The sequence below is a fragment of the Endozoicomonas sp. ALC020 genome (assembly GCF_049275935.1).
Classification (GTDB): Bacteria; Pseudomonadota; Gammaproteobacteria; order Pseudomonadales; family Endozoicomonadaceae; genus Endozoicomonas_A.
The window spans coordinates 4,330,293-4,344,724 of sequence record NZ_CP184830.1 but is presented as its reverse complement, the minus strand read 5'-3'; the positions used below and the strand labels follow the sequence as shown (position 1 = coordinate 4,344,724).

The following is a 14,432-nucleotide window of genomic DNA, read 5'->3' as shown; positions in this document are numbered from 1 at the left end:
AACCTGGTGGGGTTACTCTTCCTTCCATAGCTCAATGATTTTTGCAATGTTTTCGGTACCTCTATCAAGTGACACTAAACCGGTGGTCACCACATAGCGGCTATTCAAAGCGGCCTTAAAACATGACAAATGATTTTTGATAATTTCCTGAAAACAGGTTTTGTCGTTTACATTACCACTGGCAGGAGCCATAAACACAGGGACACCATAGGCTCAAAAGAGCTGGTTTGCTGGTTATGGGGGAGTATGGGTTTAACGAGCTTGATTCAGAGGTATTGCAGGCTCTGTTAAGGCGGAATCATCCATCGGAGCGGATTTTCTTTGTTCGCAACCAGTTTGGCGAACCATTGAAAAAAAGACTTCAACGAGAAGCGCCAATTGAGGTGGGCACCCCTGAAGCGCTAGACTGTGAAAAGAAACTAAAAGATGAGCTTCAGCAAAGCCATAAAAAAATCCTGAAAATCTATAAAATTCCTGAAGCCTACCAACACCCACTTTTATTCACTACAGCGAAAGATATCCGCAACCTGCAAGGTCACCCAGAGCTGTTTTTAGAAATCCACTTACTCTGGTGGTCTTGGTGGTATAGAAAGCCGACCGAGAGTAGCGCAACCAGCCCCCCAGAAACTTTCTAAAATCTCAAGATGAGTAACCGCCTTCCACCACCCCGGTTGATATTTACCTAAAATCTGTTGTCAAAGAAATGGTGACTTGGGCTTTAAGGGACAGACACTGTACATGTACCCTGAGTTTTTTGATGGTAAGCCGACTGACCGCCTTATCAGGAAAGTTATATAAGCCGACCACTTGAACGACAAGGTACTTGGTCGGACTCTCGATAGTCTGCACGACGCTGGTTTTAATGACTTGTATCGCAATCTGGCCGTCAAGGTCGTCATTATCTGAAACTTCCTTGCAAGGCATTAAATCTGGATGGCACGAGCTTTCATGTGGATGGAGTCTATGAAAGTCATGACAATCCAGACGACTTGAACTGTATTCATATTGGGTTGTTTTATCCTTAGCACCAATGAACTGGATCAAGATAGTTTGAATGCCACTGGGCTGCTGTCTACCTATAAGTCACAACAACAGGTTGGAGGTAGCTTTCGGTTCCTGAAGAGCCCGGACTTTCTGGTCACTTCACTCTATCTGAAGAAAGCGGAACTTGAATCCCTGTTAATGGTGATGACTCTGTGCCTGATGGTCTACACTGCTATCCAGCACAGAGTAAGGCAGGAACTGAAAAAGCAGAGTCGTGTATTACCAGAGCAGAAAAAAAGCCCTGCCAGAATCCAACAGCGAGACAGGTATTCTTCTGTTTCCAGGGGATTAGTGTATTAACGGTCAATAATCAGGAGAAACATGTGGTTAGCTTGAAGGAAAGGCAGTGGACGATCATTCAAATTTTGGGCATTTTTTACGAGTTTATGTATTCCTGACGGTGGTGAAAGGCGCCACCAATCTACTGTTCAGAACAGTTGGTGACAACCTGGCTTCTCAGGGCGGTCAGCTGAGCCAACAAACCCTGATTATGAACCTGGCCATCACCTCAGCGATCAGCGTCGTCACCACGATCTATACGGCATACACCATGACCAAACTAATTATCCAGATCACCAACAAATGTGAAGCCGAAGAATTTGAATTGGCCGCCAAACGGGAGATGAAAACCTGCCATCAAGTCGGCAGTTACAGGAAAAGCAAGTTTTTGGGATTGAGCAGCATGGAGTACAACAGCTATTGCTGTTTCAGTTTACGCCTCTTCCGCATCTTGTAAGTACAGATCAGGAAGCTGCCGAACACTGGATGTGGCTCTGCCGAACACTCCGATTGCCAGGGTATAACGCCTGAAACTCTGCAAGCTGTGAACTGGAACCAGATTGACCTTAGCGAGTGGCTGGCATTGTTAAAATTGCAAAACAAACTGCCAGAGTTGAATGCTGATACATTGAAACAGTTGAATCTGGAAACTCTGACGGGCAAAGGGTCAAGGCTGGATTTCGACCAGCAGCGGGAGGACAGTCGAAAACGATTGGAAACCCGATTTCATGGGTTTCGACCTGAACAACTCAACTTGTATCAAGAACAAAAAACCAGCTCTAACCGCCACTCAAAACCATAGATTGATTTATAAATATCATGAAATGGTATATATTTACCACATATTGGTAACATAATATATTACATCATGTTCATTTTGAAAGGCATTCTACGAGCGGAAAGTCAGGAAAAAATCCTGATATATCTAATGCTTCGCAGCTCCGGTTATGGCAAGGCCATTGCCGAATTTTACGGAATTTCCTCAAACTCCGTGCAAAAGCAGCTTGCCCGGCTCGAAGAAGATGGTGTTTTGGTGAGCTACCTGATTGGCAAGCTCAGAGAATATCAGTTTAACCCCCGATATCCTTTCCTGTCGCCATTGAAAGAACTGCTTAAGTCGGCCCTGTCGGCCTATCCGGACTCCATGATCCAGAACCTCACCATGACCAGAACCCGTCCCAGAGCAGCAGGCAAACCAACTATTGCTATCCAACCAAGGGATCATTAATTTCAGAATTAAATCATGACAGATTTTAGTAGCACGCCCATTGTTGAACTGGCAGCCATTGTCGCCAATCATCTTAAGCAGCATGGCATTCGGGTGGTTTTGGTGGGTGGTTTAGCCGTTGAAATTTACAGTGAAAACCTATACCTGACCAAAGATATTGATATGGTTAACACCAGCTACGACGCCTCAGAATCGCTGAAAACCGCAATGGCTGAATTAGGATTTTTTAAACAAGGCCGCGTGTTTGTCAATGAGTCAACGCAGATTTGTGTTGAGTTTCCTTCTGCACCTCTCGCTATTGGAAACCAGATTATTGAAGAAACCACTGTCGCTCATTCAAAACAAGGCGACATACCCATTTTGCATGCCTCCGATGTAATTAAAGGTCGACTTCTGGCTTATTTTCACTGGCAAGACCGCCCCTCTCTGGTACAGGCACTGGCCATTATAATTAACTATGAAATTATTCCGGATGAACTCAAAGTTTTCTGTGACGCAGAAGGTGAGCCGGATCAATATGAAGTTATTGTCTAGCTTCATGAAACTGCCAAAAAGCAACAATTAAGCTCCATGCTGGAACTGGAATCTCTGGTGCAAGAGGAATTCCTGAAGCACCTGTAGCACAAGACCTTTCCCAATCCTGACAGGAAGAACCAGATGGAAATCCCCTGCACCATCAACGACCCCATCCAGTTCCTGTTCTGGTCTCTGGATGAAATCTACCCCGTAGCCATGGGCCTGATTTGGGGTATCTGGTTTGACCAGCTGCTTCTGGGCTGGATGGCGATTCGTGTTTATCGACGGTTTCGGGATCGTCACCCTGACGGTCACCTGAGCCATCGACTTTACTGGCTGGGCTTTTATTTTGTAGAAGCCAGAACCTTGCCCAACCCTTATGTTCGGGTCTTTACCCTTCCCGAAAATGACCATTCAAGACTCTCTGCGTCGTTTGAAGCAATAGCGTCAGCAGCTCTGTGTGGACAGGCTGATGCTGCTGGTACTGGTGCTGACGAATGCACTGCTGCTGATCGACTGCCTGAGTCGCAAACCGGCTGTTGAAGACTGGTCTTGGCAGAAAAACCATAGGAGAAGAGGTCCAGTGCCACAGCCTTATCATTCCCTGGTTCCTCAAAAGCGAGTATAAAATGAGCATGTTCTGGCCTGAGCCGGAAAAGCAGAAAGCACACTGGATCGGAGCTTCAGCCGCAGCATGGGGAATGCATCGTCACCCATTGGCTAAAGACGACGCTATGTATCTGCTTTGGTAGTATCGGGATTGTTGCCAGACCGTCAGCCAATGACAATACGTGCCTGCTACAAGCTGCTGGGTCGATTGTTAGCTTTCTGCTTTCACACTGCAATGGCAGAAACCAACTCAGGAAGCCATTCGCATATTTGAGCAACATACCCGCTCAACCTGGCTCCATCAGATCGACCAGCAATATGATGCTATAACACGAAACCCTCAATCTGTTACCAACCAGCTACCAAATCTGATGATGGAAAAACCTTCAGATGCTCCGATTTAGGCAAAAGCTGGGACAAGCTCACAGAAAAGCTATGGTCGACACCGGCTGAAGTTCACACTCAGACTGCCACTGCCAGACCCATCACCGGTGAGCTGTCACAGGAAGCGCGCTCTTTATCTCAGGACACGATGCTCGGAAATATGCAGCAACAACTGATGCAAAAAATGACGGAAGTCGTCTATAAAATTCTGGGCGAGGATGCCATCAATCTACTGTTCCGAACGGTTGGTGACAACCTGGCTTCTCAGGACGGTCAGCTGAGCCAACAAACCCTGATTATGAACCCGGCCATCACCTCAGCGATCAGCGTCGTCACCATAACCTACACAGCTTACACCATGACCAAACTGATTATTCAGATCACCAATAAATGTGAAACCGAAGAATTTGAATTGGCCATTAAAAGTGAGATGAAAACCTGCCATAAAGTCGGCATTTACAGGGAAAGCAAGTTCCTGGGATTGAGCAGCATGGAGTACAACAGCTATTGCTGTTTCAGTTCACCCCTTTCCCGCATCATGCAAGTACAGATCAGAAAGCAGCTGAACACTGGATGGGGCTCTGCCAAACATCCCGATTGCTCGGGTATAACGCCTGAAACTCTGCATTCAGTGGACTGGAACCAGATTGATCTTAGCGAGTGGCTGGCATTGTTAAAATTGCAAAACAAACTGCCAGAGTTGAATGCTGACACATTGAAACAGTTGAATCTGGAAACTCTGACGGGCAAAGGGTCAAGGCTGGATTTCGACCAGCACCAGGAGGACAGTCGAAAACGATTGGAAGCCCGATACGACAGTATTACCCCATCAGAACTCAACCACTATCAAAACACCAAAACTATAAATCTTCGACAACAGTGAGCATTTCCCAGGATCGATCAGTACTTTTGTGATTGAAAATCCATCGATTGGTGAAGCACTCTGATAATTAATACGCCATTCACCGTTTCTCTGAAGAAAACGATATGAGCCTTCACAGGGTATGATTTGAGCCCTTTTCTGAGGTCATCCCGGCATCGAGCAAAGCCCGGTGTTTCAGCCAGTCGTTGAAAGGTATCAAAAAGATTTCGGATATACAGATCAGCCTGCTCTTCTCCAAACTCACTCACGGTATAGTCATATATGCCCTCCAAATCCTGTCGTGCACGGGGCTTGAACAAGTACTGCTTGGATGGGGGCATAAGGGTTACCGTTTTTTCATTTGGGAAAGGAACTTTTCAACTTCAAGATCAACCGGTTCACCACTGTTGTCACCTTCGTCAATCATTGCCCTCAATTGCTCCAGGCTTGAGGAAGCTTTCTGTTCTCTCAGGTTTCTTAACGCCTCACGCACCACTTCACTGACGGATGAGTATGCACCGGAATCGACCAGCTGTTGAGCATAGCCCTGAAGTTCATCTCCAAGGCTGATGGTTAATGTTCGAGCCATATTGCACCTCCTGTAAGAATATGTCTTACAGAGTATAGACGGTAAATGAGTCGAAAGCATCATGGAAACCCCCCGCACCATCAACGACCCCATCCAGTTCCTGTTCTGGTCTCTGGATGAAATCTACCCCGTAGCCGTGGGCCTGATCTGGGGTATCTGGTTTGACCAGCTGCTACTGGGCATGTTTCTGGGCTGGATGGCGATCCGTGTCTATCGACGGTTCCGGGACCGTCACCCTGACGGCCACCTGAGCCACCGGCTTTACTGGCTGGGCTTTTATTTTGTGAAAGCCAGAACCTTGCCCAACCCTTATGTTCGGGTCTTTTACCCTTCCCGAAAATGACCATTCAAGACTATCTGGGTCGTTTGAAGCAATGCCGTCAGCAGCTCTGTGTGGACAGGCTGATGTTGCTGGTACTGGTGCTGACGAATGCACTGCTGCTGATCCACTGCCTGAGTCGCAAACCGGCTGTTGAGTTGAGCTTGCCGTTTATGGATGGACAGGTTGGAATTTAGTCCAGAGCAGCTTCTCGGGTTTATTACGAGTGGTGGGGGCTGTCTCTGGCTGAATTGCTAGGCGCTCAAAAAGGACAACCGGGTAATGCATTTACCCAGTTCATCCTGAATCACATGGTCGCAGGAATAGTTGAAATTGATTCACCCTCAATGCCACATAGCCAGACTGTCATTACTCTGCTCAGAGCCCTGCAAAAAGAGTTGCGCAAAAAATATCTGTTGAATATTGCCAGCTATCTTATTCTGCTTGTCCCAAAGGGAACAGCAAAGCTAAAGACTCAGGTTATCCACTGCGGTGACTGTCGTCTGGGTACCCGGCATGATGATGGAAACATTATCTGGCAAACCAGTGTGCATACTGATGCCAACTCTGAAGGTCTCTGGTTTTCAGAAAGTAGCTGTTCAAAACCCGAACGACATATCCTGACTCGTAGTCTGAATGCACGACACTTTCACACGCCTGAGATGATGCAAGCTGTCTTGAAATTTCAAAGCAGATAAACTTTTCTACGCAGAACAGTGATTGTCAAAACCTTTGGGTTATGTGAAAGCTATAAACCCATCTGGCTCCAATGTACTGATCACTCCCACAGTGCTGGCTCCATCAGTAATCTTGTGAGTTTACTGTTTTCCTCTTACAGAACGAGCTTCATTGACTCTAGCCAGGTGACCGTTTCCGGCAACCTTTGCTTTCTTAGCCTGCTCAGATATTCATCAACCGTCAATGATGGTTTTTTTAAAGCACCTCTCGCCGAGCGGATCACGCCAATGACTTCTGCCGGATGCAGATCAATCAGATCATGAATAAAGCTGTCAGGATGAATAGCCTGAAGTTCATATGGGGTAAGGGCTTCATCAGGAAAGTCTTTCAGGTTATAAGTCACTATGACATCGGCATTAGCGACAATTGCCGCTGCAACAACATGCCGGTCATCCTGATCTGGTAGTTGAACTGAATCAATCAAGTGCTCAAAACCTTCAACCACTGCATCCCGGACATGAGCGTTCATCAGCTGTCGGGTTTTATTGAGGTAATTCTCATCAATGTCTGGACGATTGGCTTTCAGATTGCGAGTCCACTCATCATGAATTTTGTCTGTCCACTTGGCGCGAAAAGTGTCTGTTATCGCCAACCTTAACAACACGTCTCTTAACACCGAAGGATAAAGAACACAGGCATCAAAAACAGCAGTAAATTGAGAAGCCATTAATACTCCGGATCGTTCATCTGGGAGAGGGATGACAACTCATCCAAAGCTGAGAGTCGTTTAGCATCTATAGCTGCTTTGTAATCCATTAAATCCTGATACCGGACTCTGCGATGCCGACCAACCTTGTGGTGAGGGATTTCCCCCTCATCCAGCATTCTGACCAGATAAGGCCGGGAAACATTGAGAATATCAGCGGCTTCCTGAGTGGTCAGTTCCGCATGGATCGGGATGATTTTTACCGCATTGCCCTGTCCAAGTTGCGCCAGAATATCAACCAGCAGGCTCAACGCTCTGGTTGGAATCGACAACGCATGCTTTTCCCCATCCTTAGAGCTGATATCAATTTGCTGAGATTTAGCACCCGTCTCAAGAAAGGCTGAAATTTCCCGGCTGCACTCTTGTGCAATCGCAATCTCTTCAGCAGTAGGCAGAGTCAGTTTGTCTTTTGTAGTCATAGGTATTCCCTGATCGAATATTTACTAAGTTTTTTCCTTAACTGCAGTTTAATCGAAATAAACGAAATAGCAATAAACGAAATATTCGAACAAACCCGAACATTCTGAGAGACATCATGGAAATCCCCCGCACCATCAACGACCCCATCCAGTTCCTGTTCTGGTCTCTGGATGAAATCTACCCCGTAGCCGTGGGTCTCATCTGGGGTATCTGGTTTGACCAGCTGCTTCTGGGCATGCTCCTGGGCTGGATGGCGATTCGTGTCTATCGACGGTTTCGGGACCGTCACCCTGACGGCCACCTGAGCCACCGGCTTTACTGGCTGGGCTTTTATTTTGTAAAAGCCAGAACCTTGCCCAACCCTTATGTTCGGGTCTTTTACCCTTCCCGAAAATGACCATTCAAAACTATCTGCGTCGTCTGAAGCAATGGCGTCAGCAGCTCTGTATGGACAGGCTGATGTTGCTGGTACTGGTGCTGACGAATGCACTACTGCTTTTCCACTGCCTGAGTCGCAAACCGGCTGTTGAGTTGAGCTTGCCGTTTATGGATGGACAGGTTGGAATTCAGTCTGGTGGAGCATCACGGGTCTATTACGAATGGTGGGGGCTGTCTCTGGCTGAATTGCTGGGCAATCTCAATCCGCAGAATCTGTCGTTTGTTGAGTCCAGGCTGCAAAGTCTGCTTTCACCCAATCTGCACCGGCAAGTCCATGAAATATTGAATCGGCAGTTCCACCAGTTACGGGAAGACAATGTTTCCCTGAGCTTTGAGCCATTGCAGCTTGACTTTGATGAAAACACTCATGAGGTCAGAGTGACGGGGAACAGTGCTCTCTCATCGGGCCATCAACGCCTGTCTGGGCAGAAAACCTTTACCTTTCAGTTCAGTCTGACCCGTTATCGCCCTGTGCTTGCTGTTATTCAGATTGAATCTGATCTCAAGTAACCCTTCCTTTATTCAGAGATTCCTCGATGAACAAAACGCTTTTTGTTGCTGTCTGTTTTTACTGTTCATTGACTCTGGCAGCTGCACCAGTCAAGTTGCAGGTATCACCGGGTCAACAGCAACCCATAACCCTGAGTCGTCTACACCTGAATCGAATTGTCACGCCTTTTTCCGCTCCCCAGATTCGAACCATTGATCAGGCTGATATTCGGATTGAAGGTTCAGTGATTTATCTCTCTTCGCAGCAAGAAGAACCTTTTGTCGTGTATATCACTCCTCATGACAATGAGTCTCATGCCCTTTCTTTGCTGGTAACACCACTGGATGTTCCTCCCAAAGAAATCCAACTGTCACTATCAAAACCATGGCAGCAAAAAATCAACCACAACAAGGCATTAGCAAAACGATTTGAAGAAGCCTCGGACTATCAGCAGGCTATCACGGAAGTGCTTGCTGCGCTGGTGAATATTGCAGTGGAATCATTACAGTCAATCACCAACAACCCAATACAACGAAACTGATTACTATGACACACCTCCTCAACCACCCAGACCTATCCGGGTATTAGGAACTACCAACCCTCAGGCAGTCACCCTAAATTCAAAACCAGAGGATAAACCAAAGCTTTTGCGCTTACCGGCCGGAAGTCTGCTATCCGGCCAGTTAATCACCGGGCTGGATGTTCCGACAGGGCAAGGGGCAAGACGTGAACCTTATCCTGTCCTAATCCGCATCAAAGCTTCTGCCATTTTGCCCAATCGCTATCGCACTAACGTCAGGGAATGCTTTGTTCTGGCATCGGGTTACGGCGACCTGAGTTCCGAGCGGGCTTATCTTCGCAGTGAAACACTGTCGTGCATCCTCAAATACAACGATAAGGAAGAAGTGATTGAACGACCTCTAGAAGGTTATATCGCCGAAGAAGATGGCAAAGCCGGATTACGTGGCAGGCTGGTCAGTAAACAGGGGCAGGTTATGGCCAAGGCCGCTATGGCAGGCTTTCTCAGCGGTATCAGTGAGGCCTTTGATACCAAACCCGTCCCAGTCTTGTCTGTAATCCCCAACCAGAACGGCCAGATTCAGTCTCCTTTTCAGTCTGGCTTAAAGGGCAGCCAAGCTCTGCAAAGCTCTTTGATTAAGGGCAGTAACAAAGCATTGGAAAAGCTGGCAGATTTTTACCTGCAGCTGGCTGACCAGATGGTGCCCGTCATTGAAATCAGCTCCGAACGTAAGGTGGACCTGATTCTCACCCGTGGTCTTAAGAACTAATCTTACGAGGCTTTTTCTATGTCTAAACACGATACCAGAGCCTTGCTTCTGATGGTTTCGCTGGTACCTGTTATTCAGGGCTGCTCACTGTTTGGTGTTGGTGAAGCTGAGTATGCCTGCCCGGAACCCGGCAAAGGCGCATGTAAATCGGCAAGACAGGTCTATCAGGATACCGGTTCAACGTCTGCTGAAAACCTGTTTTCTTCAGCTCCCAAAAACTATTCAGAACCCGATCTTCGTTTTGTAACGCCCGAAGCGATACCCAACCGCACACCCGCTCAAATCCTGAAAATCTGGATTGCACCCTGGGTTGACAAGCAGGGCAACTGGCACAGCGGCGGAGTTGTGATGACCGATATCGCACCAAGAGACTGGCAGTCTGCCATTCCCGTCTATTTACCGTCTAATGATTAATGGAGTCACTGAATATGTATGTACTGCTTGCTGATAGACCACAACTTGTTATGAAGCTGCAGAAACTGATGGTGTCGCTGGCACCTCTGATCATTCTTTCTCTACTGCCACAGGAGCTGCAAGCGGCCAATCCTGTCAATGTGACAGGTTCCACTGACTTTGCAGAAATTTATGGTCGTTTGGTGGGTTGGATCAAGGGAGACCTGGGGCGAACACTGTCTATCTCTTTTGTCCTGATCGGACTGGCCTACGGCATGGCTCGAAACTCATTAATCGGTTTTGCTACCGGAGTGGGGGCCGCTGTCGGATTGCAGGTCACTCCCACCATTATTAATTCCATTTTCGGGCTTTAACCATGTTCACCTCAAAGGCTTTAGCCATTATCAATCACTGGTTACACCCGCATCACGCTGATGAAAAAATCCTATTACCAATCAATCTTCCAGAAGCTGATCAGCCTATACAACCAGGTTCAGGTTGCGCTGGGTATCAGGTAGGCACAGGAACTATCCTGCATCAGCAACAACAGCTTGTGGAACAGGTAAACGAGCAGCTGAATTTGCCAGCAGGCCTTCAGCGCTTGTTTGACCAGACACTGGATAATCTCACCCACTGGCTCCATCTCTTACCTGCTCACCCTCAGCACCACTGTGAACCAGCAGGTGCGATACGCCATGCTCTGGAAACGGCCTTCTGGTCCGTCACAGCCATACAGCAGATACACAGAGACCACGAATTGTATCCAGATCAACGCAGAGCGAGGGAACCGCTATGGCGGTTAATGGCAGGCGTCGCCGGGCTTTTATTTGACAGTGGACGAATGACCTCCTGTCTTGTTGTTCAAACATCATCAGCAGAGCAATCAGCAGAGCAATGGCAGGCGTTCCAGCAACCTCTTGGAAGCTGGTTGCAACAACACCGCATTAGCCATTACTCACCCCATTGGAAACAGTGTGATACCGATCCCAGGAAACCATTAGGACCAGAATATACGGCCATCAATCTGTTACTTTTGCCGCTACTGACTCCTCAGGCATTCCGCAATGACCTGCAACCCGACAACAGTAATGGTGCTCTCTGGCAGACTTTTATCGGTGCGCTTACCGGACAAAAAAGCGGCCATGGCGTATCGCAAATCATCGATGCCGTTGAGCTGGCACGTCTGAAAAGCATCAAATTGCATTTCGAAAATGGGAAGGCGCTTAACCAGATCACAAAACCGTCCAAAACTGAGGATCAGCCAACAGAGGAAAAGGATAATGAACTCGGTTGGCTTGAGCTGGTTATAGGTAACCTCCACGCAGAGGATATCAAATGGCCGAAAGACAGCCTTCTGCTGCCTTGGCCTGATGCGGTCAAATCCAGGGAAACTCCAGAACCAGATATCCTCCTCAAACAATGGAACCAGAGAGGTTGGATCAGACCTGTTGGCAATCAGATTATTTTTCGACGTAATGGCCGACTGGTCATTGCTCTGCAACCTGTCATTTCCGAACAGTGCAAACAATGGTTGCCAACAAAAAACATCACGGGGACACAGCATGATCAGTGATCGCCCATATCTGCAAAACTGGCGACCCATTTATGAGTTGAGTTCTTCTGCCGTATGGTTTTCCGCCATGATTACAGCCTATACATTGTCGTTTTACAGTTCACTGCCACAGATTGGTTTTGTTCTGACCTCTTCTTTCTGTGGCGGCATGATAGTGATCCGGCTGGTACAAGCTCTGCCAAGATGGCAGCAACACCAACGACTGAAAGGGAAGAAGCTGGCTCTGTTAAAACTGACCTCGAAACAATGCCAGTTACTGCAAACAAAGAGTCAGGAACAGAGTGTCTGGTTAGGCTGGGGCTTTGAATGGCAACGACACCACGGGCAACGAGCCTGGGACTTATTACGAAGTGATAACCTGCCAACCAAATCAGAAAAAAACATGGGTGCGGGCTGGATTCACGGTATGGAAGAACATGAGGAGCCGTTATATCAGCCTCTTGAGCAGACTCAGATGCATACCATGGTGATCGGTGTCCCGGGCAGTGGTAAAACCCGACTCTTTGATTTGTTGGTGACACAGGCCGTATTGCGCAATGAACCCGTTATTATCGTCGACCCCAAAGGCGACCATGATCTTGCCAGCCATACCCTCAGAAGTTGCGAGCTTGCAGGCAATCAATACCGGTTTATAAAGTTCCATCCGGGCTTTCCTGCCAATTCCATTCGTATCAACCTGCTACAGAATTTCAACCGTTCCAGCGAGCTGGCTAGCCGGATTTCTGGATTGATGCCTTCCGGTGGTGATAATGCACCCTTTCAGGCTTTTGCCCAATTAGAAGAAACCGGAGACTTGTTTCCGCTGCAACTGCTTGGTGAGCTGCCCAATCTGGAATACGTTGCACGATTGGGCGGCGGACGTTTATTGAAAGGCAGAATCCCGATTCTTTGCTCGCCAAAATCCTGAACATCCGATTCCATCTTTCTTATGACAACATCTCAAAAACAAGCCAGTCCATTCGCAATCTGGTGTTTCGGGCTTGGCCTGATATTGCTCTGGCTTGCTTTTTCTGGCCAAAAGATGAACCAGTATCTGTACAAAGAGCAGCAACAATATGCCCAGAGGCTGGGGCGAGAGAATGCTCTATGGATTATGCGAACAGGCGACCAATTATATGCGACAACCATTGTAAAATCCGGCATTCAGCACTTTCTTATGGAACACACGACTACAGATCGAAGCTCGGGTGAAGGGTTGGCAAAGGCCATGGAGCTCTTTCAGGGTGTGGTTAAGAACTTCCTTAGTCTGATACGACAGCTGTTTTATCGGATCTCCGTATTGCTGGCCTGCCTGCCATTCTGGGGCGTGATGTTTATTGCAGTCATTATCGACGGCCTTTTGATCCGAAAAATCCGTTATCACGATTTTCACTATACCAGTCCATTGCAAAACCTCTGGAGCCGACGGGCATCAAAATGGATTCCAGGTTTATTTCTTTATCTAATCATCATCCCTTTGCCGGTTCCAGTATTGCTGATTCCTGCCGCCGCCTGGCTGGCTGCACTATGTCTGGGATGGTGGACAGCCAACTGGCAGAAGAAAGTCTGATGCCCTTTGTTTTGCTATTAGTCGGAATATGTTCAGCGACTGTTTCAGCTGAACAACAATGGTTTAGCCGCCACTCTGAAGGCTGGTTCTGGTATGAGCAGATTGCCGAGCCAGAAACCGACGAAAATGAAGCCAACGATCCAAACGAAAGACACCAGCCACTCACAACCGCATGGATCAGAAATAACATCGGTCTATACCTGGACAAAGCCATCGACCTTCCGAGCAAAGAAAACGTGAGTAACTACCTCTATCTCGACAGGCTGATAAAAGAAAAAGCAGAACGGTTTGCCTATGTTGGTAAACAAATCATCGAAAGCGACCCCATGCTGGATGAAAATGTCCGTCGACCAATCTCTCCGGCAGCGGCAAAAATCAAAGATGATATGGCTCATAAGGCCAGGGAAATTATTTTGAGAAAAGTTGCCCGGATAGCCGGCCTGGTTTTCTACTACCAGGGCAGCTGCAGACTCTGCCATATTCAGGCCAGGACAGTGCAGCTCCTGAGCATGGAATACGACTTTGAACTGATCGCCATCTCTACCGATGGACAGTTGATACCAGCATTCCCAAACAGTCGAATAGAAAGGTCGCCACCTGCATCTCTGAATATTGCCACATACCCTGCCCTGTTTCTTATGCAGCCTCCCGACAACATCGTTCTTATACGACAAGGCTCCACATCTTTGACTGCCCTGACGGAACGTATTGTTGATGTTGCCTATCAACAAGGCTGGATCAATGAAAGCGAGTACCAGAAAACCAGAATCACCAATGAAGTCTGGAGTGGCAGTTTGCTACCTGAAAATATAAACCTGTTCAATAAAGGTAAAACTCAATGAACCACCATACCGTTAAAGAACTCTCACCTGCCGTCTTGAATACAGCACAAGCAGCAAAATACATCGGCCTGTCAAAATCTGAATTGGATAGAGCAAGGATTTCAGGAGAACTTTGCGGGGAACCTCCCCCAAAATTTTTCAGGGTGGGCAAAAAATAAGTCAGG

Annotated in this window: 28 protein-coding genes and 1 pseudogene; 24 read left to right on the top strand and 5 right to left on the bottom strand. The window is 47.5% G+C overall.

Translation table 11 applies throughout. The features are described 5' to 3' along the window. Window positions 1-12: 12 nt before the first annotated feature. Complete coding sequence (locus tag ACOJUO_RS16600) at window positions 13-192, bottom strand: hypothetical protein (protein ID WP_422133113.1); 180 nt, start codon at window positions 190-192, stop codon at window positions 13-15. Window positions 193-347: 155 nt separating this feature from the next. Here ACOJUO_RS16600 and ACOJUO_RS16595 point away from each other — a divergent pair, with 155 nt between their 5' ends. The 11 genes and pseudogenes from ACOJUO_RS16595 (at window position 348) to traN (ACOJUO_RS16545) (ending at window position 4,943) form a co-directional block, all read left to right on the top strand. Further along, window positions 348-635, top strand: a complete 288-nt coding sequence (locus ACOJUO_RS16595; RefSeq protein WP_422133112.1) for a hypothetical protein — start codon at window positions 348-350, stop codon at window positions 633-635. Between the two features lie 103 nt (window positions 636-738). Next, a complete protein-coding gene (locus tag ACOJUO_RS16590; protein WP_422137085.1) occupies window positions 739-798 on the top strand; it encodes a hypothetical protein in 60 nt (19 codons plus the stop codon). A gap of 9 nt (window positions 799-807) precedes the next feature. Continuing rightward, window positions 808-906 (top strand): DUF4277 domain-containing protein, encoded by a 99-nt coding sequence (locus ACOJUO_RS16585; RefSeq protein ID WP_422133111.1) that lies wholly within the window; start codon window positions 808-810, stop codon window positions 904-906. A gap of 99 nt (window positions 907-1,005) precedes the next feature. Beyond that, window positions 1,006-1,442, top strand: a pseudogene (locus ACOJUO_RS16580) (IS1634 family transposase); the annotation flags it as partial. Beyond that, window positions 1,391-1,780 carry a conjugal transfer protein TraN gene (gene traN / locus ACOJUO_RS16575; RefSeq protein WP_422137543.1) on the top strand — a complete coding sequence of 130 codons (390 nt, stop codon included), beginning with the start codon at window positions 1,391-1,393 and terminating at the stop codon, window positions 1,778-1,780. The pseudogene ACOJUO_RS16580 and the gene traN (ACOJUO_RS16575), both read left to right, overlap by 52 nt. Before the next feature lie 87 nt (window positions 1,781-1,867). Continuing rightward, a complete protein-coding gene (locus tag ACOJUO_RS16570; RefSeq protein ID WP_422133109.1) occupies window positions 1,868-2,125 on the top strand; it encodes a hypothetical protein in 258 nt (85 codons plus the stop codon). Between the two features lie 126 nt (window positions 2,126-2,251). Beyond that, on the top strand, window positions 2,252-2,551 hold the full coding sequence (locus ACOJUO_RS16565; RefSeq protein WP_422137542.1) for a winged helix-turn-helix domain-containing protein: 300 nt from the start codon (window positions 2,252-2,254) through the stop codon (window positions 2,549-2,551). Window positions 2,552-2,566: 15 nt separating this feature from the next. Beyond that, a complete protein-coding gene (locus tag ACOJUO_RS16560; RefSeq protein ID WP_422137541.1) occupies window positions 2,567-3,085 on the top strand; it encodes a hypothetical protein in 519 nt (172 codons plus the stop codon). A 123-nt stretch (window positions 3,086-3,208) separates the two neighbouring features. Further along, the gene (locus tag ACOJUO_RS16555; RefSeq protein WP_422137540.1) at window positions 3,209-3,610 is read left to right on the top strand and encodes a type IV conjugative transfer system protein TraL; all 402 of its coding nucleotides are present in this window, start codon (window positions 3,209-3,211) and stop codon (window positions 3,608-3,610) included. Continuing rightward, entirely contained in the window at window positions 3,607-3,819 is a 213-nt protein-coding gene (locus ACOJUO_RS16550) for a TraU family protein (protein ID WP_422133105.1), read from the top strand. Before ACOJUO_RS16555 ends, ACOJUO_RS16550 begins: the two co-directional genes overlap by 4 nt. Before the next feature lie 416 nt (window positions 3,820-4,235). Further along, entirely contained in the window at window positions 4,236-4,943 is a 708-nt protein-coding gene (gene traN / locus ACOJUO_RS16545; RefSeq protein WP_422137539.1) for a conjugal transfer protein TraN, read from the top strand. A gap of 17 nt (window positions 4,944-4,960) precedes the next feature. Here traN (ACOJUO_RS16545) and ACOJUO_RS16540 read toward each other — a convergent pair whose 3' ends face one another. Further along, a complete protein-coding gene (locus ACOJUO_RS16540; protein ID WP_422137538.1) occupies window positions 4,961-5,263 on the bottom strand; it encodes a type II toxin-antitoxin system RelE/ParE family toxin in 303 nt (100 codons plus the stop codon). A 5-nt stretch (window positions 5,264-5,268) separates the two neighbouring features. Then, on the bottom strand, window positions 5,269-5,511 hold the full coding sequence (locus ACOJUO_RS16535) for a type II toxin-antitoxin system ParD family antitoxin (RefSeq protein ID WP_422133102.1): 243 nt from the start codon (window positions 5,509-5,511) through the stop codon (window positions 5,269-5,271). A 61-nt stretch (window positions 5,512-5,572) separates the two neighbouring features. Here ACOJUO_RS16535 and traL (ACOJUO_RS16530) point away from each other — a divergent pair, with 61 nt between their 5' ends. Genes traL (ACOJUO_RS16530) through ACOJUO_RS16520 form a run of 3 tightly spaced genes read left to right on the top strand, consistent with a single transcriptional unit; the run spans window position 5,573 to window position 6,528 of the window. Next, window positions 5,573-5,854, top strand: a complete 282-nt coding sequence (traL, locus tag ACOJUO_RS16530) for a type IV conjugative transfer system protein TraL (protein WP_422137537.1) — start codon at window positions 5,573-5,575, stop codon at window positions 5,852-5,854. Next, window positions 5,851-6,027 (top strand): hypothetical protein, encoded by a 177-nt coding sequence (locus tag ACOJUO_RS16525; RefSeq protein ID WP_422133100.1) that lies wholly within the window; start codon window positions 5,851-5,853, stop codon window positions 6,025-6,027. Before traL (ACOJUO_RS16530) ends, ACOJUO_RS16525 begins: the two co-directional genes overlap by 4 nt. Window positions 6,028-6,081: 54 nt before the next feature. Continuing rightward, window positions 6,082-6,528, top strand: coding sequence for a hypothetical protein (locus ACOJUO_RS16520; protein WP_422137536.1), 447 nt, complete (start codon window positions 6,082-6,084; stop codon window positions 6,526-6,528). Window positions 6,529-6,662: 134 nt separating this feature from the next. On the opposite strand, the gene ACOJUO_RS16515 is transcribed toward ACOJUO_RS16520, so the two are convergent. Then, window positions 6,663-7,235, bottom strand: coding sequence for a PIN domain-containing protein (locus ACOJUO_RS16515; RefSeq protein WP_422137535.1), 573 nt, complete (start codon window positions 7,233-7,235; stop codon window positions 6,663-6,665). Then, complete coding sequence (locus ACOJUO_RS16510) at window positions 7,235-7,693, bottom strand: helix-turn-helix domain-containing protein (RefSeq protein WP_257279627.1); 459 nt, start codon at window positions 7,691-7,693, stop codon at window positions 7,235-7,237. Before ACOJUO_RS16510 ends, ACOJUO_RS16515 begins: the two co-directional genes overlap by 1 nt. A 116-nt stretch (window positions 7,694-7,809) precedes the next feature. On the opposite strand from ACOJUO_RS16510, the gene traL (ACOJUO_RS16505) reads away from it, so the two are divergent. The 10 genes from traL (ACOJUO_RS16505) (at window position 7,810) to traF (ending at window position 14,268) form a co-directional block, all read left to right on the top strand. Then, the gene (gene traL / locus ACOJUO_RS16505; protein ID WP_422137534.1) at window positions 7,810-8,091 is read left to right on the top strand and encodes a type IV conjugative transfer system protein TraL; all 282 of its coding nucleotides are present in this window, start codon (window positions 7,810-7,812) and stop codon (window positions 8,089-8,091) included. After that, the gene (locus tag ACOJUO_RS16500; RefSeq protein WP_422137533.1) at window positions 8,088-8,642 is read left to right on the top strand and encodes a TraE/TraK family type IV conjugative transfer system protein; all 555 of its coding nucleotides are present in this window, start codon (window positions 8,088-8,090) and stop codon (window positions 8,640-8,642) included. The genes traL (ACOJUO_RS16505) and ACOJUO_RS16500 overlap by 4 nt, the downstream gene beginning before the upstream one ends. 26 nt (window positions 8,643-8,668) lie before the next feature. Further along, entirely contained in the window at window positions 8,669-9,163 is a 495-nt protein-coding gene (locus ACOJUO_RS16495) for a hypothetical protein (RefSeq protein WP_422137532.1), read from the top strand. After that, window positions 9,111-9,911, top strand: a complete 801-nt coding sequence (locus ACOJUO_RS16490; protein WP_422137531.1) for a TraB/VirB10 family protein — start codon at window positions 9,111-9,113, stop codon at window positions 9,909-9,911. Before ACOJUO_RS16495 ends, ACOJUO_RS16490 begins: the two co-directional genes overlap by 53 nt. Before the next feature lie 18 nt (window positions 9,912-9,929). Continuing rightward, window positions 9,930-10,325: a TraV family lipoprotein gene (locus ACOJUO_RS16485; RefSeq protein WP_422137530.1), complete on the top strand. Its 396-nt coding sequence runs from the start codon at window positions 9,930-9,932 to the stop codon at window positions 10,323-10,325. A 14-nt stretch (window positions 10,326-10,339) separates the two neighbouring features. Then, entirely contained in the window at window positions 10,340-10,678 is a 339-nt protein-coding gene (gene traA / locus ACOJUO_RS16480) for a TraA family conjugative transfer protein (RefSeq protein ID WP_422137529.1), read from the top strand. A 2-nt stretch (window positions 10,679-10,680) separates the two neighbouring features. Further along, on the top strand, window positions 10,681-11,877 hold the full coding sequence (locus tag ACOJUO_RS16475; RefSeq protein ID WP_422137528.1) for a TraI domain-containing protein: 1,197 nt from the start codon (window positions 10,681-10,683) through the stop codon (window positions 11,875-11,877). After that, window positions 11,867-12,784 carry a helicase HerA domain-containing protein gene (locus tag ACOJUO_RS16470; protein WP_422137527.1) on the top strand — a complete coding sequence of 306 codons (918 nt, stop codon included), beginning with the start codon at window positions 11,867-11,869 and terminating at the stop codon, window positions 12,782-12,784. The genes ACOJUO_RS16475 and ACOJUO_RS16470 overlap by 11 nt, the downstream gene beginning before the upstream one ends. Before the next feature lie 114 nt (window positions 12,785-12,898). Next, window positions 12,899-13,426 (top strand): DUF4400 domain-containing protein, encoded by a 528-nt coding sequence (locus tag ACOJUO_RS16465; RefSeq protein WP_422137526.1) that lies wholly within the window; start codon window positions 12,899-12,901, stop codon window positions 13,424-13,426. Beyond that, window positions 13,384-14,268, top strand: a complete 885-nt coding sequence (gene traF / locus ACOJUO_RS16460; RefSeq protein ID WP_422137525.1) for a conjugal transfer protein TraF — start codon at window positions 13,384-13,386, stop codon at window positions 14,266-14,268. The genes ACOJUO_RS16465 and traF overlap by 43 nt, the downstream gene beginning before the upstream one ends. The last annotated feature ends 164 nt before the right edge of the window (window positions 14,269-14,432 follow it).

What these genes read in the sequence shown, in the direction of transcription:
- traL (WP_422137537.1), top strand. Translation starts at nt 5,573, where the DNA reads ATGGAAACCCCCCGCACCATCAACGACCCCATCCAGTTCCTGTTCTGG.
- ACOJUO_RS16475 (WP_422137528.1), top strand. Translation starts at nt 10,681, where the DNA reads ATGTTCACCTCAAAGGCTTTAGCCATTATCAATCACTGGTTACACCCG.
- ACOJUO_RS16470 (WP_422137527.1), top strand. Translation starts at nt 11,867, where the DNA reads ATGATCAGTGATCGCCCATATCTGCAAAACTGGCGACCCATTTATGAG.
- ACOJUO_RS16485 (WP_422137530.1), top strand. Translation starts at nt 9,930, where the DNA reads ATGTCTAAACACGATACCAGAGCCTTGCTTCTGATGGTTTCGCTGGTA.
- ACOJUO_RS16565 (WP_422137542.1), top strand. Translation starts at nt 2,252, where the DNA reads ATGCTTCGCAGCTCCGGTTATGGCAAGGCCATTGCCGAATTTTACGGA.
- ACOJUO_RS16535 (WP_422133102.1), bottom strand. Translation starts at nt 5,511, where the DNA reads ATGGCTCGAACATTAACCATCAGCCTTGGAGATGAACTTCAGGGCTAT.
- ACOJUO_RS16510 (WP_257279627.1), bottom strand. Translation starts at nt 7,693, where the DNA reads ATGACTACAAAAGACAAACTGACTCTGCCTACTGCTGAAGAGATTGCG.
- ACOJUO_RS16600 (WP_422133113.1), bottom strand. Translation starts at nt 192, where the DNA reads ATGGCTCCTGCCAGTGGTAATGTAAACGACAAAACCTGTTTTCAGGAA.
- ACOJUO_RS16540 (WP_422137538.1), bottom strand. Translation starts at nt 5,263, where the DNA reads ATGCCCCCATCCAAGCAGTACTTGTTCAAGCCCCGTGCACGACAGGAT.
- ACOJUO_RS16500 (WP_422137533.1), top strand. Translation starts at nt 8,088, where the DNA reads ATGACCATTCAAAACTATCTGCGTCGTCTGAAGCAATGGCGTCAGCAG.
- traL (WP_422137534.1), top strand. Translation starts at nt 7,810, where the DNA reads ATGGAAATCCCCCGCACCATCAACGACCCCATCCAGTTCCTGTTCTGG.
- ACOJUO_RS16495 (WP_422137532.1), top strand. Translation starts at nt 8,669, where the DNA reads ATGAACAAAACGCTTTTTGTTGCTGTCTGTTTTTACTGTTCATTGACT.
- ACOJUO_RS16515 (WP_422137535.1), bottom strand. Translation starts at nt 7,235, where the DNA reads ATGGCTTCTCAATTTACTGCTGTTTTTGATGCCTGTGTTCTTTATCCT.
- traN (WP_422137539.1), top strand. Translation starts at nt 4,236, where the DNA reads ATGCAAAAAATGACGGAAGTCGTCTATAAAATTCTGGGCGAGGATGCC.
- ACOJUO_RS16465 (WP_422137526.1), top strand. Translation starts at nt 12,899, where the DNA reads ATGAACCAGTATCTGTACAAAGAGCAGCAACAATATGCCCAGAGGCTG.
- traA (WP_422137529.1), top strand. Translation starts at nt 10,340, where the DNA reads ATGTATGTACTGCTTGCTGATAGACCACAACTTGTTATGAAGCTGCAG.
- ACOJUO_RS16525 (WP_422133100.1), top strand. Translation starts at nt 5,851, where the DNA reads ATGACCATTCAAGACTATCTGGGTCGTTTGAAGCAATGCCGTCAGCAG.
- ACOJUO_RS16555 (WP_422137540.1), top strand. Translation starts at nt 3,209, where the DNA reads ATGGAAATCCCCTGCACCATCAACGACCCCATCCAGTTCCTGTTCTGG.
- traF (WP_422137525.1), top strand. Translation starts at nt 13,384, where the DNA reads ATGTCTGGGATGGTGGACAGCCAACTGGCAGAAGAAAGTCTGATGCCC.
- ACOJUO_RS16560 (WP_422137541.1), top strand. Translation starts at nt 2,567, where the DNA reads ATGACAGATTTTAGTAGCACGCCCATTGTTGAACTGGCAGCCATTGTC.